The following is a 21,467-nucleotide window of genomic DNA, read 5'->3' as shown; positions in this document are numbered from 1 at the left end:
TCCAGCTTGTCCGTTTTCGCCAAGCGTCCCGTCGCTTTGGCAAAGTCGCGCACTTGACGCGGATTCACCACCACCGTTGGGTACCCTTGCTCCATCAACGTTCGCGCCGCTAGGGTCTGATAGCCCCCAGTCGCTTCTAGCACAATCAACCCAAGGACTAAGCCCTCGAGGTGCTGGCGCAGTTCGACGAGCCCCAATTCACTGTTAGCCACTTGAAGGGCACGGCCTAACGGGCGGATGTAAACATCCAAACACCGCTTCGAGACATCAATGCCGATCCATTGTTGTTCCACGGTTGACTCAGTCATCATCCTATCCACCATCCATCGGTACCTTCTGAACTAAACTCGTCCTTGCTCGATACGGAGTCGTCTTGCGCTCCTGGCGATTTTTCGAGTTTTACTTCGTTAAGGTGCGGCGACCCATGCTACGTACGGTTTTGGTTAACCTAGGGTGGGACGGTCTGCCACACTTTCTAAGATACAAGGGTGGACACCGCCCACCTAACAACGTTCGTATGTAAAAAAATGGTGGGCATTGCCCACCCTACGGGCTACGGGCTTCAACCGTGGGAACTCTAGATCCTGGCATCAGCAGACTTCAACTATGGCCTACAACCCAACAAAACATCATCGCCAGTCCATGCGCTTGTCAGGGTTTGACTACAGCTCGGCGGGTGCTTATTTCATCACCCTATGTACCCAAAACCGAATCTGTCTTTTTGGCACCATTACTGACGGTACCATGATAGTGAACCCGGCTGGACAGATGGTGAAGGACTGGTGGCTCGCTCTAACCCAAAAATTCCCAGGCATTCAAACCGATGAATTCGTAGTCATGCCCAATCATTTCCATGGCATCCTCATCCTTCCCCCAACCCAAGGCACTGCCTCCGATGCGGATGACGATACCCCCAGAGGTTCATCCATCCCACAGATCATGCAGTGGTTTAAGGCCATGACCGAGGTTGTCCTAGCAGGACACGCCCGTTGGAAGGTCGAAAACGAGAATAACAATACCCTCAAGACCAAGGGCTACAACCTGGAACACAATTTCGGGCACGGAAAGCAGCATCTCTCTTCGTTACTGGCGACTCTGAACATCTTGTCCCTGCTATTCCACACGGGGCTGGAACTGCTCGACCAGAAGTACAAGCTGCTGCGCTCTCACTTGTCCACCCGCAAGACCTTCTTCGATGATCTGCGGGCGTTAACCCACATGTATTTCGACAGTTGGGAGCATCTGCTTACCTTCATGCTGGAAGGGCTAGAGCTAGAAATCCCGCCAAATACTAGCTGAATTGCCATATTGAGAATTGCTGCTTTTATTTGGTTTTCCTTGGCAGCATTCATCATTTCAGGTATCCTGTATCCCATTAGGGCAACTGCTCCAAGACTACGGCGTCTGCCCTTGACCTGCAATAAGTACTTCTACTCATTACGCAACTGGGATACCTGGGATGTAATAATTCGCTCCCCCTGGCTAAATCGCCATAAGCCTTGATCTCTCGTTCAAAGGTAGGGGGGGATGTGAACGGTTGACTGGGATGCACTCCCCTCTAAATTGGAAACGCTGTAAGAGTTGATCTATGAACTCAAAGATAATAGTGTATTTACACGAGTTACATATAACATTGACAGAGGTGTTTTTTGTGTCCTTAGGCATACTACCACAGGATATGTACAAGAACTTTGTAGCGCGCACCCTCATTGTGCATGATCTTTGCCCCATACTAGCCAAACATGAAGACAATCAGTAAGGATTGGGCTAGAACCCTTTAGCGACAGGTCTTTCAGCCAATAGATTATGATTACGCTTATAGATTGTTAGTATAAAGGCTCAATGAACCATCTGGGCACCTCGAAAAATACAAATCTTGTTGAGAATATGCACGAGATTCCAATGGTTTCAGGCTCTTCGGATTTTCAATAAGGCAATTGATCGAGGTGCCCATCTGTAATATTCATCTTTACCTAAAGAATTTTAGACATAATACAGATTCAAAGCTTACTAAAAGAATTATAATGCCGTTCTGGGCGGTTAGTCATAGTAGCATAGCAGGATTCAAAATGATGCAAACACTCTCAAGTAGATGTAAGCTCTGTCCGGCAAGGGCTTCAGACCTTCTGGGTGTATTTCATATCAAGGACGTCCGCTATAATATTGCAGCGTTTCTAGCTTGCGTGAGGTATGGTAAAAAGCTGGAAACCTTTTCTATGACGAACTCTTAGGTCTTGATTTCCACCTCATCAGCTCAATGAAGGCTGTATTTTCTAGATTCTATGGCCATTCATCTGAACACTACGTGTCAATGTTTGTAGGATGTTATGGAAGAAAAACGCATAAATGATGAAATTGATCTTCAGAAGTATTGGCTTGTCATTAAGAGAAACTGGAAGGCTGCCCTAGGAGCTTTTAGTATAGTTATATCAGCAGCATTGATAACCGCTTTTTCAGAAAAGCCAGTCTATGAAGCGGAAGCCAAGATACTAGTTAAATCGAATCGGTCTACTTCTCTTACGGGGTTAGCAGAGTCACTGGGCCGGATAGAGACTTTAACATATCAAGCTAATCCATTAGATACTCAAGTTGAAATTATTCATTCCAATACTCTACTTCAGTCAGTAATTGAAGATCTAAATCTAGTTGATGAGGAAGGAGCGTTACTTAAGGTCAAAGACTTGTCCAGTAACTTAACTGTAAAATCTATTCGAGGAGCAGATGTAATTAGTGTTGCTTATGTATCTAATGATTCTCAGATGGCTGCTAACGTTGCGAATGAAGTTGCTAATACATTTATCGAAAACAGCATTCAAGACAATCGTTTAGAGGCCACTTCTGCACGAGACTTTATTGCTGCACAGCTTCCTAAAACCGAAGCAGACTTGAATCGTGCCGAGCAGAATCTTAGGCGTTTTAAGGAGTCTAACCAGATTGTTTCGCTAGAACAAGAAGCCCAGTTGTTGGTTGATGCATTTTACAGCATAAAAAGACAGATTGAGTCAATTGAATCACAAGTTTCTAGTATCGAATCAACCATAAAAACCTATCAAGATCAATTGAATATTAGAGATCCACAATTTGCTATAGTTTTAGCAGCTGTCAACCAGTCAGAGGGTGTTCAGCAAGTGCTAAGGGAATTACAAACAGTAGAGGAAGAAATAGCGAAGCTAAGATCTCAATTTACAGATGAAAGTCAAGTTATCATCAAATTGAATACAAGCCGAGAAAACTTACATACTGTCCTACAGCAACGCATAGATCAGGTCGTCAATGATCGTCCATTTCTTGGAAACTCTAATCTGCAGATAGGAATTATTCAATCTGATGTGATTGCTGAGATTGTATCTCTGGATGCCCAAAAGCAGGGTCTTATAAATCAGGTTGGAACTTTATCTAATCAGATAGATACCTATCAGCAACGAATGAGTGTGCTCCCTCAATTGGAAAGTACGCAGAGTGAGTTGCAGCGAGAATTAGAAGTTGCTAAAAATACCTATCAAACTCTTCTTGCCCGATTTCAAGAGTTGCAGGTTGCAGAAAGTCAAAATATAGGAACAGCTCGCGTCATATCACCTGCTCTTGTGCCAGAAGAACCCGTTGATTCCAAGAAAAAGCTGATCATTGTATCTGGAATGGTAGCAGGCACCCTTTTAGGAATATTCGTAGCATTTACCTTAGACCTATTTAGTCATTTTCCTAGCGCAGTTAATGAAACAAGAAAATCTTTGCTATATAAGGATCTGGGCAGCACTCAAAATATAAATATTACTGGAGAGGAAGACTATATGTAGCTAAAAATGGATCGGTACCTAGCGTAATTTGCAACTACTTGGTACAGCGTATGATATTGATTTATTAAGCGAATTATCAAATGGAGTATTATCGCAAAACTCACCAGAGTTGTTCTTAACCGTATTTCAACATAAAAATAGCCCTATGGTAATTTCAAAGATAAAAGATAAATTATCAAACCCGTATATACGTAATGCAGGTTGGCTAGGTGCAGCTGAACTAGCTAACCGTTTTTTTAGGTTAGGGACAACCGTTGTTCTAGCCAGGACGTTTACGCCCCAGGATTATGGCTTAGTAGCCATAATTATAACTGTCAACGAATTTGCAAATGCTTTTGTTGGTAAAGCCGGTATTAGCTCAAAGCTAGTGCAAGCAGCCGAAGAAGATCTCGATGTATTGTGTAACACAGCTTATTGGATGAGTTGGATAGCTAGTGGAGCCATTTTTTTACTACAGTGCTTAGCATCAGTATTAATAGGTTTATTCTATCAAGACCATAGAATTATATTGCCTATTTGCGTGCTAGCATTAGGTCACTTTGTCATTCCACTGTTTACGGTACACATTTCATTAATAGAAAGAGAAAATCGCCTCAAAATCATTGCATTATGTAATGCAACTCAAGTTTTTCTGATGAATATTTTGACTATTTCCCTGGCTTTATTAGGTTTAGGAATTTGGTCTATAGTTTTATCTATGATACTAACTGTACCCGTCTGGGCCATCATTGGCCAGTTAAACTGTAGTTGGCGGGTAGGAAAGTCTTTCACGCTTTACAGATGGAAAGAAATAGCCAAGTATGCTGTGAATATAGTCGGCTCCGACCTGCTGGTTAAACTTAGGGATAACTTAGATTATCTTCTAGTCGGTCGCTTCCTAGGGATTGAGATGCTGGGAGTTTATTTCTTTGCCTTCAACGCAGGTCTCGGCATAAGCCTTAGCATAATCAATTCACTTACCTGGTCACTCTGGCCTCACTTGTGTGATGCCAGAAGCAACCTAAGCGATTTGAAAATAAGATATTACGATGGCTTAAAGACTATCGCAACTGTTATTATTCCATTAGTCTTCTTGCAGTCCTCTCTTGCACCGTTTTATGTACCTATAGTTTTTGGGGACAGATGGGTATTTGCCATCCCAATTTTAATCACTATCTGTTTGTCCGCCATTCCAAGACCTTTTTTTATTGCGACTACACACTTGTTAAATGCTGTTGATAAAACGAATAGTAGCTTTAGGTGGAGTATAGGGTTAACGTTCCTATATTTATTCTTACTTTTAGTAGCAGTTCAGTATAATATTTTCGTGGTGGCACTCTCTGTGTTAATAAGTCAGTTTTTATTCACACCTGTTTATATGCTCTGGGCAAGGAGAAACGTATTTTACACGGTTGCATCCCAGTCTTGCGAGACTCACGATGAGAACTGGCCATTGAGATAAGCGCCGCGATGCCTGAGACTTGTAGAACGTTGGCTTCCTTCCACTGAACACCTGAAATTTTGACTCGTCGGTTTATTTGCTTAATACTCGACTCCACCTCACCGGAACCAGTTGAAATGCCCTCCGCTTGGTGGTCGCTGTAGTTGACGATACGGTACAGACGGCTTAGCTAGATCACCGATAAATGGGTTTACCCGATCAGGGGGCTAGTCGTCAAATAGCCTGACTGCCCCATCTATGTCCCCTTGCCATAAGCAGGCTTCGGTAGTGCATTTTAGTGCAGGGCAGAGGCAAAGGCGGGGTCACCTTGCTTGGCCCGATTCTCTCGAATGCCACGATTGTAGTCATGGATGAACCGCCAGATGGCCCCAATGGGGTTCTTGAACTTCTTAGAGAACGACAGGGTCTTTCCCACCAGGCGGGGACACCCGTTGCCTTAACGTGTTGTTCAAACGCTCGATGTAACTCGTCAGGCCGCTGTCTTTGCCCACCACCTCATGCCGGGTAGTGCATTAATCTACGGATCAGAGAAAAATTAGCCCTTACAGGAATCTACTGCTGTAAGGGCTTTAGGGTCGCCTGATTATTCTCTGGCCTGTACGAAACAGGACTACCCTATGGATGTGTCGTTTTCGCCCTTAGTTGGGATCCCTGCTTGTGCGAATAAAAAAATGATCTCTGGCCCCAGATAGACCAGTAGGTGGTCACGAACGGCGACTTCAATCCCGATCAGTGTCTGGACTTGATCGGGGTCTGTCTCATCGTAAAGCAATTCAGCTAGCGCTAGCACATGGGCTTTGATTTCAGAAAAAATAAATTCGGAACGAGTTTAGGGCGTTTCAGCTGATCTATTGCCCATTAATGGAACTTGATCTGAACGAGGTATCAAGGGTTTCAGCCCCTAGAATTTTTGAATTTACAATTGCTGCTTTGATTTGGGATTCCTTGACAGCATCCATGACGTCAGGTATCCTAAAAGGGCCAATTCAAGGTTGAAGTGCAACACCTGCTCAAATCCGCTTGCAGCCATGGATCTAATACTAAGCCTACGAAGGAGACCTATAGCCTGCTGCGCTGTACTGTGTTCCTGGTTGTGGTCATGACCGCGAAGGTTGATAGCGGCTCTGAGACAGAGTGTTGCACTTCAGATTTGAATCTGCGAAGCATTATTTCGAAAGCTACGGCCTTTGGCCTTAGTTTATCCCCAACATTTCTATGTACTGCATAATCGGGATCTACCCTTTTAAACGTTATCAACAAAATCAAAATCTGCATCAGGATTGATCGATAATATGATCATTTTACAAAATTATGATACGTTAAGAGTGCTGAATAATCAGCCACCACTTATTTTCTATGGTAGAAATTTGGCAACTTTTATTGCTGCCAAATGTAAAAGTTGCCAAATTCTTAGTCTTTCGTGATTTCTGTTATAAAGACTCTTTTTTAGTGAACATTTAGATGGAAAGCTAGGAAATGCCTGAGATATCTGTCATTATTCCCGCTTATAATGCTGAGAATACTATTTTAGAGACCGTCAGTTCCGTTTTAGTACAAACTTTCCTGGACTTTGAACTGATTATTATAAATGATGGCTCGACGGATAATACTCTGAAGTGTTTGGAATTTTTCAATGACCCAAGAATCAAAATATTTAATTACCAAAATGGAGGACTCGCTACAGCTCGAAACCGTGGCATTGAGGTTTCACAAGGCGACTTTTTAGCTTTTCTTGATGCTGATGATTTATGGACCTCAGACAAGTTGGAGCTTCAATTGAAGGCATTAAAGGAGAAGCCTGAAGCTAAAGTTGCTTATAGCTGGACTTATTTTATGGATGAAAAAGGTGAAGTGTGCCACACGGCTCAGCCAATTTTATTTGAGGGAAACGTCTTAGAGAATCTCTTAACCTGGAATTTTATTGCTAGTGGCTCAAATCCTTTAATCTGTAGAGGCGCAATTGAATCAGTTGGCTTTTTTGATACCGATTTATCAGGAGCTGCCGATTGGGATTATTGGATTCGTCTTGCTAAGGATTTTCACTATGTAGTCGTAGCAAAAGAGCAGGTCTTCTACAGACAATCTCGGAAATCAATGTCATCCAAAATCGAGTATATGGAGGAGTGTCAGTTAAATGTGATAAATAAATTCTTTGCCAATTCAACTTACATCTCTCCTTCTTTGAAACGAAAAATCTTTTCGAATATATATCGATACTCCGCAAAACTTTACACAGACAGATCAACAAACCAAGAAGATATTCGACTGGCACTATCTAAACTTATATCTGCATTTAGATGCTATCCTAAATCAATGATTAGCTATGAAACTATTAGAATTACTATGAAAGTTTTAATTTTTAGCATTTTTCCATTTGAATTTGCGGACTACTGGCTTGGAAAGGTAAACAGAGCGCGTGCAAAACCACGAAATTTATCTTCTTGACGTATTTGCCAAATAAGCTATGGTTTATATCATATTTCCTCACAATTTAAAGTTCTACTAAACCTCATTTAAAAAAACAAATGAATAAGAAATATAGCTTTTCAATTATTATCCCTGCTTACAATGCTTCCGATTATTTAGCTGAAACTCTTGACTCAGCACTCAACCAGACGTTTAGTGATTTCGAGATCTTAGTTATAGATGATGGCTCTACAGATAATACTGTGGAGATTGTTAATCATTATCAAAAACTAGACTCGCGTGTAAGATTAATTTCTCAAGAAAATCAAGGAGTCTCACAAGCAAGAAACACTGGAATTCAGGCTGCGAGAGGCCAATTTTTAGCATTCTTAGATTCTGATGATATTTGGTTGCCTGATAATCTAGAGTGTCATCTCAAGCATTTCCAAACTGATTCAAAACTAGGAATTAGCTTTGCTAAAGTTGAGTTTATAAACCCAGATGGAAGCTCTACTGGTCAGTTCTCGAGTCTCAGATTGAAGAATATTTCACCCTATCATTTATACATGGAGAATTTGCTATGTACTCCATCTAATTCAGTGATTCGCAAGGAAGTATTTGTAGAAATTGGTGGCTTCAACAAAGCACTAAGTGGGTATGCTGACATAGAGCTTTTTCTAAGAGTAAGCCATGCTGGTTGGGACGTTAAAGGTATTAATCAAGTTCTTGTTGGCTACAGAACTAGTACTGGTGGTATGTCAGCACAACTCCAAAAAATGGAGGAAGAATGGTACATTTTCAACGAAATAGTTAGTCAGTATGCTCCAGACCTGGTGTCATTGCATCATTCAGAAGCGAAAGCTTATTTATTCCGCTATTTAGCAAGACGATCTCTGCGCTTAAGGTTACCACCCAGTGTAGGAATCGGCTTCATCAACCGCTCATTAAGTTCGGACTGGCGTATAATTCTGAAAGAGCCTAGGAGAAGTCTTTCAACGCTACTTTTAGCCTATGCTAGGTACTCCTATAGCTTCATTTCATTTAGCTAGGTGAGGCTTTAGAAGCCACTAAATCATCAAAACACTGAAATCCCATTTCATTGTAATTTCATGAGTTACTTCTATTCATGTAGAAAATCTTAAAAATATGTCGGAATAGAATCGACTAAAAGGTTTTATCTTGTCATAAGATCTAAATCTTCGCAGTTCTTCTCCTTTACTTAGAACGGAGTTCATAATAATGAGAACACTCATAAATGGTGAAACCCTTGTCAGAAAAGGACTTTATGGCCTCTCAAAGTGTGCCTCACCTCAATGCAATCCGCTATATTAGCCTGTTCACTTTTATTAGAGAGATAAGGTAATGAAAAAAGTATCCGTTATAATTCCAGTTTACAACGCCGAGAATTACGTCGCCTATACTCTTCAGTCATTACTAGATCAAACATACAAAAATTTTGAGGCGATTATTATTGATGATGGTTCTCCTGACAATAGTATAGAATTGTGTAAAAGCTTTTTGGATCCAAGGATTAAAATTGTTCAGCAGGCTAATCGAGGCTTGCCAGGTGCAAGAAATACAGGTATTCGTCATGCAACAGGGGATTATTTATCTTTTTTGGATGCTGATGATCTATGGCTACCTAACAAATTAGAAAAACATGTTGAGCACCTTAATAACAGTCCTGAGGTCGGAATTAGCTTCAGCTATTCTGCTTTTATTGATGGAGAGGGTAACTATACTGGTATGTATCAGATTCCCCGCAAAATTTGTGATATTACGCCGCCATACGTTCTATGTCGGAACCCCGTTAGCAATGGTTCCTGTGCAGTAATTAGACGAGAGACTTTTGAAGATATCAAATTTCAGGACAACTTATACGGCTTAGAGGAAGATTTTTATTTTGATGAGAGTTTTAGACAAGCTGAAGACTTAGAATGTTGGACTCGAATTGCAGCACACACAGATTGGAAACTGGAAGGTATTCCAGAGGTTTTAACCTTGTATCGTGTCAATTCAGGCGGGTTATCGGCTAATGCGCTGAATCAATTGCAAGCTCTTGAGAGGGTGATTGATAAATCTTGTAAGTCTGCTCCAGAAGTATTAGGCCCATACAAGAGTTTAGCTACAGCATACTGTATGCGTTACGTTGCCCGTCGAGCCGTCACGTTGCGAGATGGTAGTTTGGCTGTTGATATGGTGAACCAAGCTATGAAAACTGATTGGAGGATTTTAGCTGAGGAGCCTCAGCGCACTGTATTGACCCTATTCGCAGCCTACTTACTAAAAGTAACTCCTGAGCCACTTTATAAGCGGGTAGAGGCCTTAGCTTTTAAGGCTACCAGTGCTAACCAATCGCGGAAGATCCCTATTCAGAATAGAACAGCGATTTGAGCAAAATCACTTGAATAAATGTCTCATTCCTTTCCTTGTACTGAGCGCAGAGACGTAATTAAGCAACGTTCTACATCTTTGAGAACATTGCCAATTCGCAAACAAAGTACCAATTAGTTTAGGCTGTCTAATCAGGATTTTGTCCGTTGACATGGCCAATTCAAGGTTGAAGTGCAACACCTGCTCAAATCCGCTTGCAGCCATGGATCTAAGACTAAGCCTATGAAGGAGACCTATAGCCTGCTGTGCTGCGCTGTACCGTGTTCCTGGTTGTGGTCATGACCGCGAAGGCTGACAGCGGCTCTGAGACAGAGTGTTGCACTTCAGATTTGAATCTGCGCATTATATGCTCTATGCATGGACAATGCCGACGATACATAGATAATCCAAAATATTGCTGGCATTACTAAGAAACTCTCTGTCAAGTTAATCAAAGTCCAAAATGTGAGGAAAGTTATTGGAAATAATCCTTCAGCACTTCTTGTTGCGCGGGCAAATTTAATTGCTCGGAGATAGTTAAAAATTAGATCGATAAAAAATATAGATATCCCAATTGTTCCAATATCTAACCAGAAATTAATATAACCGTTGTGAGCATGAGGAGGTTCGTTACCGGGTGCAAAAAAACGCCAAATATCCGCAACTTCTCCTTTCCAACCGCCTACCCAAAAAGCTTGATATCCATAGCCGAGCCAGGGTCGTTCCCAAACTTTCTCTAGCATGAGTGGCCAGTATAATGTTCTACCGGTGAGGGTTATGTCCTTTCCTAAAGATGAAAGAAATTGTTCGGCAGCAATTACTCCTCCGGCTAAAAGAGTTCCTCCAATTAAAAATGAAATGGAAAACAAAGGAATCGCAAATTTCATTTTCAATCGAAGGGCTCTATAGAAAGGTAGCAGAGTCACTGTGAAAACAAGGAACACCAATGCACCTGTTGTAGTTGATTTAATCAACATGAAAATGCACAAGAGAAAGCTGCCGATCATTAGTTTTTTAAATTTAGGCTGAATAAAGAAATTAAATGAACAGATAATAATTCCTAATGCCATGTTTGTGCCAAGCATGGTCTTATGAATATATACTCCTCGCCATTTTCCAGTATGCACAATGTCTTCCATATTAGATATAAAGCCCATGCCCACTACGCCGTACTGTGGTAAGGCGACAGCGAATAGAAAGCTTAATATAGCTGCTCCAGAAAATGTGATGGCAAGCAATGTGACTTGCTCTTTTAAATTGAATCGCACAGCAAAATAGATAGCAAAGGCTGTGACCCGAAGCATTGCTGCTGTTGATTCAGAGGTTTCTAACGGGTGATCAGACCATAGGGGCGAGATAAGAATAAGAATAAGGATTAGTAGCAACCAAATATTTGCTGGTTTAGCAATTAAGTAGATTGCTTTTTTCCAATTTACAATTAGGAGTACACATGTTACCCAAAAGGCTGCTTGTGCAGAAAACTCTTTAAAAGCATACACCATGTGACCTTCAGGGATAAAACCTGATAAAGCTCCCGAGTAGAAAAAAATGAGGCAGATTGAGAATACTTGTTCTGCTCTTACAATCATGAGACTATTTTGACTAAAAAATACACCTGACTTAAGGCTATGGGTACTCCCCCCACGGTACAGGAACGAAACTTGAGATGAGCGAGGTGTAAGTCTTCTCGATGGGGGATTTGACAAGACGCGGGACAGGGAGATGACCTAGGAATGACCACATCCCTATCCTCAACCTCCCCATGAACTAGATTAGCCGAATTCAAACGACGCTGCGCCTCCATCTGCCCTGGAACGGGGCAGGACTGATCTTTCTGGCGCTGTTTTTGGTAGCGCTGTTCCAAGTGGAGACGGTGAACCTGGATAAACTGTCGGCAAGCGTGGCTAACGATCCAGTGATGGGGGCTAGCGCTTTACCCCCCCTGGCCCAGATAGAGCAAGCACAGACCTTCGGCTTTGGCCCAGCGGCTCCAGGGCAGCGCCATCCAACGGTGTTTGTCTACGGCACCATCGAGGGTGAGAGAGACCGGGCTGTTTCGATCCGATGATGCCACCCGCTTGCCAGGGGATGCCGCTGGGGCCACCTGGGTCAAGGTCTCCACAGATCAACAACGACTGAGCAATGTGAACTACATCGAGGGAGATCGACAGCGCTTCGGCCATGTCTATGTGGGCACTGGGGGGCGGGGGATTATTCACGGCCAGCCCAAGGACAATCCTGTGGATCGCTAGTCAAACAGACCAAAGAGATTCAAAATGCCCAGCATCCCGGTAATGGGCGCAAGGACGGGGCCAACGGCACGGTTGAAATTGTCAATGGCCACTAACCCGGCCCGTTTAGGTACGAGAACCACATCGCCATCTTGAATTTGGTGGGTATCCACCAGGTTCGAGAGATCGATGGTTTGCTCACTCACCTGACCATTGGCCAAAAGCCTGACCAGACGCACCTCCCCCAGATCCGCATCGGCATTGGGGCCACCCGCAGCGGCCAGCGCCCCCGATACCGAGCTATTGGGTTGTACCTGCACCTCGCCCGGTCTAACAACGCCATCCCCAATCACCCGTACCCGCACATTGGTGGGCGCAATGCTCGACCGCGAAAGCAGCCCTGGATCAATATCAGTATCGGCACTCGCCTGGGGAACATAGACGGCATCCCCATCAGACATCACCAATACCCCCAGATTACTCTCGCCGACGAGGGCACGCCACAAATCCACCTGATACTCGGCGATTTGCCCCGTTGCCAACCGTCGCCGCACCACCACCTGACGCACATCTGCGGTGTGGCGAATTCCCCCAGCAGCGGCCAGGGCGGCGGTGAGGGTTGGCGTATTTGTGGTCGTCGTGAGGCTATTGCCCGCTGCAATATTGGTTTGGGCTTGGGTGAGACTACCCAACTGCACAGGCCCAGGGCGATAGACATCCCCAGACACATTGACGACCACCGGGCGCAGGCTCACCAAGCTGAGATCCACCTGAGGGCTGACCAATTCTCGGCTGAGCAACTCAGTAATATCCGCCTCTAGGGCATCGAGGGTTTTTCCTGCGGCCACCACTGTTCCCACCAAGGGCAGCCGCAGTGTGCCGTCCGACAGTACAACGCGCTGGGTAACGGCCCAAGCGAAGGCTTCGTAACCGATGATATCGGTTCTAATTTGATCCCCTGGCCCCAACAGGTAGTCGGTGAGGAGGCTATGTCCCCCCTCCCCAGTTACAAGGATGGGCGCTGACGAGGGCTCGGCGGGAAAAGGGGTGCCTGAGGAAGATGGGTCGGTATTGAGGGGCAGACTCTCGTTCTGCTGGGCAAGGGGCCGCGTTGGGGGAGAGGGGGGCAACTCCACTGAGTTAGGCATCCCACTCACAAACCCATGATCGCGACTCTCCTCGTCAACGTAGACTCCGGGCGGCTCTGCCTGGGCAGCGGATAGCCCTGTTGCCCCAGCACACAGCACACCGATCACCCATCCGCCTGAGATTAGCCATTGACCTGGTTTCACAGTAGTTTACCTATCCGCGTGATACTTTCCGCCTGGGGCTGAGACATCGCCTAGCGCTCCTGGGTTCCCTGGATGGCGAGTGGTTTCCCTATCCAGCCTAGGCTTCATCTAGTCTACGCTGACCAGCATGAATCTGGAGGGAGGTCGCCATGGTAGAAGGCTATCCAATTTGCTGCTTCACCCAGGCTAGGGCGTCCTCACGACGGTTCACCAGCCCTTCCGCCTGGGCCAGTTGGATAGCCTCCAGCAGTTCGCCAATTTGGGGGCCAGGGGGAAGACCGATCCCCTGAATCAGGTCGCGCCCGGAAATTAGGGGGCGGGGATGGGCCACGGGATCCTGGGGGTTTAGGTAGCGATCTAGGAGCACCATCACCACGGACTCTGCCACCCCATTGACTAAGGCCAAGAGCGCAAGTCCGGCAAGGCCGACCCCTGTCACTTTGAACAGGTCGTACTGCTGGGCAATGGTCAGCGATGCTTGGTGCTGGAGGGGCTGAAGGATCGCCCACCCCTTCAGAATACTGATTACTGCCTGCTGTTCCACCCGGCTATATTTCAGGCGGGTGAGGGTGGCTTCGGCCTGGTCGGCATCGGGCAGCAGCAGTTGGCTGAGTTTGGTGGCCTTGAGCCAACTGCGGTGCAGGCCGGGGACGGTGGCTTCCTTCACCCAGCTATGCAGCAGGTCGGAGAAGGCGGGCCAGCGTTCGTGGACTTGGGCGGCGGTGCGGTCAAGGGCGATCAGTTGGCGCAGTTCCCCCTCACCCACGGTGGGCAACCAGGTTTGCAAAATGCCGTCCTGCCAAGCTTCCCAGATCAGCACGGAACCCTGGGCCAGACTGAGTAGGCAGTCTAATTCCCCCCGCACCCGTTCAGCGGCCATGCCCTTTAGGAGAGGGGCCAGTTGGCGCAGGGTAGCCTGGGTATCGGGGTCGAGACTAAAGCCCAGTTGGGCCGCTTGGCGATAGGCCCGCAACAGCCGCAGGGGGTCTTCCGCCAGGTTTTCGGCGGAGACCATGCAGAGAACTTTCCGTTGCAGGTCGGCGTAGCCATCCAGGGGATCGACCAGGGTTTCGCTATGGGGGTTGTAGGCGATGGCGTTGATGGTAAAGTCGCGCCGCTGAAGGTCTACGGCAATGCTGGGGCCAATCTGCTGGGCAAAGTCCACCGTGGCGTTGGGAAATACCACCCGCGCAATCTGATGATCGGCATCCAGCACCACAAAGCCCGCCTTGTAGTGGTGGGCAATCTCCGCCGCCGTTTCAATGGCCTTTTCCGGCAGCACAAAGTCCAAATCCAGATAATCCGCCTGACGATTGAGCAGGGCATCGCGCACACTGCCCCCCACCAAATAGGCGTGCTGCGGCAACCGCGAGACGCTAAAGGGCCAGGTTTTGGGCGAAAGGGCGGATTGTTCGGTAGCCACTGCAAGGGATAGCGAAGTTAGGGTCAGACTCAAGGAAGCCTCTATTCTTTCATTACAACAATCTTTTCGGTTCCTGACTGCCCGCCTTGCGCAATCTTGACCGTGGCCCCCCTCCACGGTGGCCTAGGCCCGTGGAACGTAGCAAACGGAGGTGGGATCTGAGCCATCGCAACGATGTTTGCATTTTGCAACATCCAGCCGCCTAGCCCAGGGCATTCACAAAACTTGAGTAGAATATCAAAAAATAGCCCCCCTTCGGTGGATAAACCCTAGCGATATGTGCATTTGTGTAAATTGCCACTATGTTGACCGCTGCACCACCTACCACGCTGTAGAAGGGCAGCACCAACAGCCCCACCTCACGGAATTCCCCAGCTTTGAAGCCGTGGAGCCCACCATTAATGTCAACATTCGCCAACAGGGCGGGGACATTGAAATGGAATGGGACGTGGTGGGCTGCGAAAGCTTCCAGGAAGAACTGGGGAAATGGGCCAAACTGCGGCCTGGGGAGTTGGTTCCCACCTAGGGGCTGACCTTAAAACTCCCTACGCATGGGGGTGGGGATGGTCGGGTTTGAGCAGGGTGACGGCGACGACGATGCCGATGATGGCCAGGACGGCCATGGGATAGAAGGCGTAGGTATAGCTGCCGAACCAGTCCCGAATTTGGCCCGCGCTGAGGGTGCCGATCAACGCGCCCACGCCGTAGGCGGTGAAGACGATACCGTAGTTTTGGGCGTAGTGGTCGGGGTTGAACAGGCGCAGGGTGGTGGTGGGGGCAATGGCCAGCCAGCCGCCTAGGCAGAACCAGAATAGGCAAAAGGCCACCAGATATAGGGCCACCTGTCCCGATTGGGCATTCACCATCAGCACACAGGCCAGCAAGATCAGGCCATAGGAGGCGATGGCCACCTGGTGGGGACGGAAGCGGTCGCTCAGCCAGCCAAACAGGGGCCGACTGATGCCGTTGAACAGGGCAAACAGGGCCACACTGCTGGCGGCCAAACTGGGGTTAATGTTGATGATCTCCTGCCCCACGGGGCTAGAAATGCCGATGGCGGTGAGGCCCACCAGGGTACCGATGGTGTAGCAAATCCACAGGCCGTAGAAGGAACGGCTTTTCATCATGTGGGGCGGGTAGCCGTGGTGGGCGGCTTCGTTGGAGTGGGGGATGGTGCCGTCGTAGGGGTGCCAGTCTTGGGGGGGCAACTTGAGGGCCAGGGAGATGGCCAGGATGATCAGGCCAAAGGTGATGCCCATAATCCGCAGGGTAGGCCGCACACCGAGGTCGGCAATCAGCGTATTGGCCAGGGGAGCCGTGACCAGGGGCGACAGACCAAAGCCAATGATGGTTAGCCCCACCGCTAAGCCCTTGCGGTCTGGGAACCAGCGGGCCACCACCGCCATCGGTACGCCGTAGGTCATTCCTACCCCAATGCCCACCACCACCCCATAGGCCAGGGTGAGGGTTTCGATCTGGGTGGCCAAACTGGCCAGCAGATAGCCCAGGCCCACAATGGCCCCACCCACCGCCGCCACTCGTCGGGTACCCAAGCGGCACATATAAAACCCGGTCATCGGCATCATCACGGCGTTGCACACCAGCACCAGGGTAAAGGGCAGCAGGCTGGCGGTGGCGCTAATCCCCATTTGCAGTTCCAGGGGACGACGAAACACGCTCCAGGAATAAACCGTGCCCAGGCACAGCAGCACCGTAACGCCGAGGGGAATCAGCAGCCAGCGGCCTTGGCGGGCGGGCAAGCCAAACACCGTTGGCTCCGCAGGGTGATAGGTGATGTCCATGGTGAAAATCCTATGCGGTGATCAAAGGGGGGAGTCGGGAGTCGTTAAGGTGGGTGGGCGGGCGGGACGTTTGGGGCGATTAGGCTAGGGTGTTGGGGAGTCCTTCAGTTTCAAATCTATTGTGCCCTGGGGAATCAGAATAAATACTTACGATGGCCTTAAGCTCTGGGCCTAGTGTAAGGAAATGCTGATACAAGCCAGGGGGTTCCCTCCACCGGGGCATTGCCCCTCAGATTGGCCCAACCTCTGCGGAAACCTGAAAAAGCCGATAGATTAGGTAACTAGGGAACATTAGCGAAAAACGAGGACACCCACATGCGGGTATTGTTGATGACGGGTAAAGGTGGCGTGGGCAAAACCTCCGTGGCGGCGGCGACCGGGCTGCGCTGTGCCGAACTGGGCTACAAAACCCTGGTGCTGAGCACCGATCCGGCCCACTCCCTTGCCGATAGCTTTGATATGGAACTGGGCCACGAGCCGCGTCTGGTGCAGCCCAACCTGTGGGGGGCCGAACTGGATGCCCTGATGGAACTGGAGGGCAACTGGGGTGCGGTGAAACGCTACATCACCGATGTGCTGCAAGCCCGTGGCCTAGAGGGCATTGAGGCGGAAGAACTGGCCATCCTCCCCGGCATGGACGAAATTTTTAGCCTGGTGCGGATGAAGCGCCACCATGACGAAGGCGAATACGATGTGCTAATCATCGACTCGGCCCCCACCGGGACGGCCCTGCGGCTGCTGAGTCTGCCGGAGGTGGCGGGTTGGTACATGCGCAAACTCTACAAACCCTTCCAGGCCGTTTCCGAGGTGCTGCGGCCCCTGGTGGAACCGCTGTTTCGTCCCGTGGCCGGATTTTCGTTGCCCACCCGCGAGGTGATGGACGCTCCCTACGAGTTCTACGAGCAGTTGGTGGAGCTAGAAAAAGTCCTCACCGATGCGGCGACGACCTCCGTGCGTCTGGTCACCAATCCCGAAAAAATGGTGATTAAGGAATCCCTTCGCGCCCACGCCTACCTGAGCCTGTATAACGTGGGTACGGACTTGGTGATCGCCAACCGGATCATCCCCGAAGAGGTGCAAGACCCCTTCTTCCAGCGCATGAAGGAAAAACAGCAGGAATATAAGCAAGAAATCCACGACGATTTCCGGCCCCTGCCCGTGAAGGAGGTGCCCCTGTTTGCCGAGGAAATGTGCGGCCTTGAAGCCCTGCACCGACTCAAGGACACCCTGTATAAGGACGAAGATCCCGCCCAGGTCTACTACAAAGAAACTACCCTGCGCGTGGTTCAGGAGGCCAACAACTACAGCCTAGAACTGTATCTCCCCGGCATCCCCAAGGACAAAATTGAACTGAGCAAATCCGCCGATGAACTGAATATCCGTATCGGCAACCACCGCCGCAACTTGGTACTGCCCCAAGCCCTTGCGGCCCTGCAACCCTCCGGGGCCAAAATGGAAGACGATTACCTCAAAATCCGCTTTAGTTCAGCGGCCTAGCACGGACGGATAACCTCAGTTCACCCACCACAAAGCCAGATCATTCGGATGCTTCAGACAGAAGCTTGATGAGATCTGGCTTTTTCAGTTTCGCAAAGCCCGTCAGCCCTTTTTTCTTAGCCATTGCCTTTAGTTCTCCAACGGCCATCATCTCTAACAGACGGGTATCCGTCGTGATTTCTGGAATAGGCTGAGGCGTAAGATAGAAAACTTGCTCTAGTGATTTTAACTTCGCCCCCCCAGTAATTCCACAACCCAGCTTGGTAATCGGTTTTAGATCTTTCCAATATTCCCGTGGCGCGTCATCTAGCCGAGCAACAACAGAAGCCGCTCGAACCCCCTTTAGCGGAGTTCCAGGTTGCTTAATGAGATAATCTAAGGCCGCAGCAATTTCATCACGATCTGCTGTTGATAGATTCGTTTTAGGCTGTACTTCTTGGGCTAGAGCTTGAGAAATCTTCACTGCATCTGAAGAGTCTTCTGCGATGATACACCACACTTTTTCTAAGCCCGCCTCAGCCGCCACGGCATAGATAAAAGAGTTGCCAATTACTTGGTACTGATCAGGGCCAGTTTCCTTAACGATAATAGGTATCCAATTACGCCCCTCTGGGCCAAGCTTTTTGGCTGCAAATTGGATCACATATTCATGGATTTCAATGGGATTTCCAGGTTCAATCTCATCAAAGTGAAGCAACATCAGATTGCCAACATCAGTAAGGGCCATTAGAGGAAGTACTCCTGTAGAAGATTGACGTAGATTTCGTAAGCTGGCTTGAATGCAAAGACTGCTGGCCTATGTAGAAAGTCAGCTTTTGCAATATGAGCCATTCTGGGAATTTGCATCATTTCGTGATTGATTACACCGGGAGTCATCTTGGGATAAAAGTAAGGGGTAAGGTCACGTTTAAACTCCTTTTTCGTATTATCAATTATCTGAGCAATAGCTTCACGAACAAGTGACAAAATCGGATTTGCAGGTTTTGTCGGAGAGTTATTCATAAAAATTGGTAGCGCGACAGGGCCAAAGTCTCCGGTTTGCAATCGTCTTAAATCCTGAGTTTCTGGAATGAATTTAGTCAATGCTGTTGCTGCATTCTGTAGAGAGTGAAGATCGTAAAAGTTCGCCGGAATCAGGATGACGTCAGAAGCATAGATAGCCTTTTGAGAGAAGATACGCCAATTTGGTGGTGAATCGATCAAAATATAGTCGTATTCATCTTGGACAGCTTCAAGTGCTTTCCTCAAGGCTGTTGGTTTTACTAACTGCTTAAACTTCGCTTCGTCAATATCACCTGCTATGAGAGAAGAATCCGAGAGTAAAATATCAAATTCCCATGCCTCCTTTGCTCTGGGATGCTTGAAGCTATAAGTAGAGATAAGATCACGAGGATCGGGATCTTTACTGCTTAACATCTCAACGATTTTTCCGTTTACTGGATTAATGTTTAGCGCATCTCCTAGATCGTTTTGATTATGATCAAAGTCAACAACTAAAACGCGCTTCTTGCATAGCGTTAAAGCAGCAGCGAGATTCAGAATCGTGGTTGTTTTTCCAACGCCGCCTTTATTATTATAAACCGTAATTATCAATGTTTTTGGTGGGGATTCAATCTTCTCCCTTATTTTTTTGACAACATGCCTAACATTGCCTTCAAGGGATAAGCAAGGAGTGACTGGATGTATGATTTTGCCATGCTTTCTATAAAGCTTTGCGTGGCGAGAGTTGGTTAGAATGCCCCACTGAACAGATTTTGACTGAGAGTGACGAAGATAACCTTTAAGCTGCTTTGCTGCATGATTGAATGGAGCACAATTTTCATTAGATAGATTTACATTTCTGCCTTTTACCTCCATGTAAAGATATGGATTAGATTGGGTTTTCAGAAAAATATCGTCATCAGTGTTTTTTCGTGCTGCATGATCAACGGCCAGATTCTGAATTCCAAAACCAGGAATCATCTCTAAATCCGAGAATCCAAGAGCGTTAAGAAAAATCCTTGAGAAGTTGGCTTCAACGATTAACTCGTCAGCATCTATAGGAAGATCCTGGTAAACTCTTTCTAGTTGCCTTAAAGCTTTTTCAGAGTCCATAATTAAGTCACTTGGGCTTGATGACAGCAAGACAACGCAGGAAAGGTGACTGAACCAATCTAACCAAACTCACCTAAAGCTTGATGGCTTGGGCTAGCGCTGTCCTTTTTAGGTTGCCCAGATCATTGCCGCAACTAACACCTAAGAGCGGCCAAAAAATAAATTAATTTTTCTACACAAACCGTCTTTCCAAATACCAAAAATAGTTTGTTTGTATTGTTTCCACTCTAGAGCACCATCCCTTACCGCCATCGTTGGCCCTAGAGCCTCGGCCTAAAGTCACGGTGTCGCAGACAGAGCTAACAGTCTGGTGGCTAGAGCGATGGATCTATCCAGCATTCAATACAACGGCCTCTTGGAACCGTGATGGCGTGATTCCCCTATCGATGGCCCGTTGCGAGTTGTGCCTTCGCCCGAATTACCCGCCAGTGCTGGCAAAAGCTCTGTCACTAGAGATACGAAGTCATCGAGCAATGTGGAATCAACTAAAACCATGCCCCAGTGGCGCGGATGAGTCATTGGCCTGTGTCGAACATGTTTGGGTACCTGTGGGACAATTTCCTTCACTTTTATAGCGGCGTTCATTCGGGCGAAGTACGATCAAGGTAATAGAAGAAATGCATAGCAGTGCTGACTATCGCATTTTCGATAGGAGGACTCATGAAAGCCTACTCCCATGACCTTCGAGAAAAGATCATGGATGCCCACATCATGGAGGGAGTATCAGTTCGGAAGGTGGCGAAACGGTTTAGGGTGGCGACGAGCTTTGTGGCAATGCTGTTGAAGCGGCTTTGAGAAATGGGTGACATTCTAAGCTGTTAGTCATCTAAACTGCGTATAATACATTAAAATTCTGGAATAAGCCATGGGAGTCAGAAACTATCTAACGTCAGAGGAAAAGCAAGAGCTTCAGAAGCAGTTGAAGTTCCATGAACACCCTGACATTCGAGAGCGCATTCTAATACGGCTACTGCGCAATGACGGCAGGACTCAGCAAGAGATCGCGGACTTAATCGGATGCTCCTTGCGGAAGGTGGCCTACTGGAGCACCCATGGAGATCCGAGCAAGTTAGATAGTTTGATCGATGACCGAATGAAAGGCAACTATCATAAG

General features: G+C 47.3%; 16 protein-coding genes and 4 pseudogenes. 11 read left to right on the top strand and 9 right to left on the bottom strand.

The features are described from left to right. The coding region (locus tag H6G62_RS20910) for a transposase (RefSeq protein WP_190498759.1) at positions 1-311 on the bottom strand (311 nt) is incomplete at its 3' end. Between the two features lie 652 nt (positions 312-963). Between H6G62_RS20910 and H6G62_RS20905 the strand changes: the two are divergent. The 3 genes and pseudogenes from H6G62_RS20905 to H6G62_RS20895 form a co-directional block, all read left to right on the top strand. Beyond that, positions 964-1,299 (top strand): annotated as a pseudogene (locus H6G62_RS20905) (ISNCY family transposase); the annotation flags it as partial. Positions 1,300-2,327: 1,028 nt separating this feature from the next. After that, positions 2,328-3,794: a GumC family protein gene (locus H6G62_RS20900; RefSeq protein ID WP_190498757.1), complete on the top strand. Its 1,467-nt coding sequence runs from the start codon at positions 2,328-2,330 to the stop codon at positions 3,792-3,794. 28 nt (positions 3,795-3,822) lie between these two features. Beyond that, complete coding sequence (locus H6G62_RS20895; RefSeq protein ID WP_242052197.1) at positions 3,823-5,235, top strand: lipopolysaccharide biosynthesis protein; 1,413 nt, start codon at positions 3,823-3,825, stop codon at positions 5,233-5,235. On the opposite strand, the pseudogene H6G62_RS28020 reads toward H6G62_RS20895, so the two are convergent. Next, positions 5,208-5,392 (bottom strand): annotated as a pseudogene (locus tag H6G62_RS28020) (ISKra4 family transposase); the annotation flags it as partial. The gene H6G62_RS20895 and the pseudogene H6G62_RS28020 overlap by 28 nt on opposite strands. A 117-nt stretch (positions 5,393-5,509) precedes the next feature. After that, a pseudogene (locus tag H6G62_RS20890) lies at positions 5,510-5,738 on the bottom strand (hypothetical protein); the annotation flags it as partial. A gap of 973 nt (positions 5,739-6,711) precedes the next feature. On the opposite strand from H6G62_RS20890, the gene H6G62_RS20885 reads away from it, so the two are divergent. The 3 genes from H6G62_RS20885 to H6G62_RS20875 all read left to right on the top strand — a co-directional run bounded on the left by H6G62_RS20885 (position 6,712) and on the right by H6G62_RS20875 (position 10,035). Continuing rightward, the gene (locus H6G62_RS20885) at positions 6,712-7,680 is read left to right on the top strand and encodes a glycosyltransferase family 2 protein (RefSeq protein WP_190498755.1); all 969 of its coding nucleotides are present in this window, start codon (positions 6,712-6,714) and stop codon (positions 7,678-7,680) included. An 80-nt stretch (positions 7,681-7,760) separates the two neighbouring features. Then, positions 7,761-8,690, top strand: coding sequence for a glycosyltransferase (locus tag H6G62_RS20880; protein ID WP_190498753.1), 930 nt, complete (start codon positions 7,761-7,763; stop codon positions 8,688-8,690). A gap of 313 nt (positions 8,691-9,003) precedes the next feature. Further along, complete coding sequence (locus H6G62_RS20875; RefSeq protein ID WP_190498750.1) at positions 9,004-10,035, top strand: glycosyltransferase family 2 protein; 1,032 nt, start codon at positions 9,004-9,006, stop codon at positions 10,033-10,035. A 323-nt stretch (positions 10,036-10,358) separates the two neighbouring features. Here H6G62_RS20875 and H6G62_RS20870 read toward each other — a convergent pair whose 3' ends face one another. After that, positions 10,359-11,603, bottom strand: a complete 1,245-nt coding sequence (locus H6G62_RS20870; RefSeq protein ID WP_190498748.1) for an O-antigen ligase family protein — start codon at positions 11,601-11,603, stop codon at positions 10,359-10,361. 182 nt (positions 11,604-11,785) lie between these two features. Here H6G62_RS20870 and H6G62_RS28670 point away from each other — a divergent pair. Continuing rightward, positions 11,786-11,905, top strand: a pseudogene (locus tag H6G62_RS28670) (IS4 family transposase); the annotation flags it as partial. 85 nt (positions 11,906-11,990) lie between these two features. Then, the gene (locus H6G62_RS20865; RefSeq protein WP_190498746.1) at positions 11,991-12,266 is read left to right on the top strand and encodes a hypothetical protein; all 276 of its coding nucleotides are present in this window, start codon (positions 11,991-11,993) and stop codon (positions 12,264-12,266) included. Here H6G62_RS20865 and H6G62_RS20860 read toward each other — a convergent pair. Together H6G62_RS20860 and H6G62_RS20855 are read right to left on the bottom strand one after the other, a co-directional pair. Next, positions 12,263-13,393, bottom strand: coding sequence for a polysaccharide biosynthesis/export family protein (locus H6G62_RS20860; RefSeq protein ID WP_190498744.1), 1,131 nt, complete (start codon positions 13,391-13,393; stop codon positions 12,263-12,265). The genes H6G62_RS20865 and H6G62_RS20860 overlap by 4 nt on opposite strands. Before the next feature lie 304 nt (positions 13,394-13,697). After that, positions 13,698-14,993, bottom strand: a complete 1,296-nt coding sequence (locus H6G62_RS20855) for a CCA tRNA nucleotidyltransferase (RefSeq protein WP_242052196.1) — start codon at positions 14,991-14,993, stop codon at positions 13,698-13,700. Positions 14,994-15,237: 244 nt separating this feature from the next. Here H6G62_RS20855 and H6G62_RS20850 point away from each other — a divergent pair, with 244 nt between their 5' ends. Further along, a complete protein-coding gene (locus H6G62_RS20850; RefSeq protein WP_190498742.1) occupies positions 15,238-15,486 on the top strand; it encodes a Ycf34 family protein in 249 nt (82 codons plus the stop codon). A 19-nt stretch (positions 15,487-15,505) separates the two neighbouring features. Here H6G62_RS20850 and H6G62_RS20845 read toward each other — a convergent pair whose 3' ends face one another. Next, positions 15,506-16,762 carry an OFA family MFS transporter gene (locus H6G62_RS20845; protein WP_190498739.1) on the bottom strand — a complete coding sequence of 419 codons (1,257 nt, stop codon included), beginning with the start codon at positions 16,760-16,762 and terminating at the stop codon, positions 15,506-15,508. Positions 16,763-17,077: 315 nt separating this feature from the next. On the opposite strand from H6G62_RS20845, the gene H6G62_RS20840 reads away from it, so the two are divergent. Then, on the top strand, positions 17,078-18,259 hold the full coding sequence (locus tag H6G62_RS20840) for a TRC40/GET3/ArsA family transport-energizing ATPase (protein WP_190498737.1): 1,182 nt from the start codon (positions 17,078-17,080) through the stop codon (positions 18,257-18,259). A 40-nt stretch (positions 18,260-18,299) separates the two neighbouring features. Here H6G62_RS20840 and H6G62_RS20835 read toward each other — a convergent pair whose 3' ends face one another. After that, a complete protein-coding gene (locus H6G62_RS20835) occupies positions 18,300-18,986 on the bottom strand; it encodes a transcription termination factor rho family protein (RefSeq protein ID WP_190498735.1) in 687 nt (228 codons plus the stop codon). Next, the gene (locus H6G62_RS20830) at positions 18,986-20,353 is read right to left on the bottom strand and encodes a ParA family protein (RefSeq protein ID WP_190498733.1); all 1,368 of its coding nucleotides are present in this window, start codon (positions 20,351-20,353) and stop codon (positions 18,986-18,988) included. Before H6G62_RS20830 ends, H6G62_RS20835 begins: the two co-directional genes overlap by 1 nt. An 865-nt stretch (positions 20,354-21,218) precedes the next feature. On the opposite strand from H6G62_RS20830, the gene H6G62_RS27515 reads away from it, so the two are divergent. Continuing rightward, positions 21,219-21,467 (top strand): helix-turn-helix domain-containing protein (locus H6G62_RS27515; protein ID WP_206755653.1); only part of this gene is annotated, 249 nt, incomplete at its 3' end.

The organism is Phormidium sp. FACHB-1136 (assembly GCF_014697375.1).
In the GTDB taxonomy this organism is placed as follows: Bacteria; Cyanobacteriota; Cyanobacteriia; order Phormidesmidales; family Phormidesmidaceae; genus Nodosilinea.
Note: the sequence above shows the minus strand (reverse complement) of the source record. Positions and strands in the feature narration are given on the sequence as shown.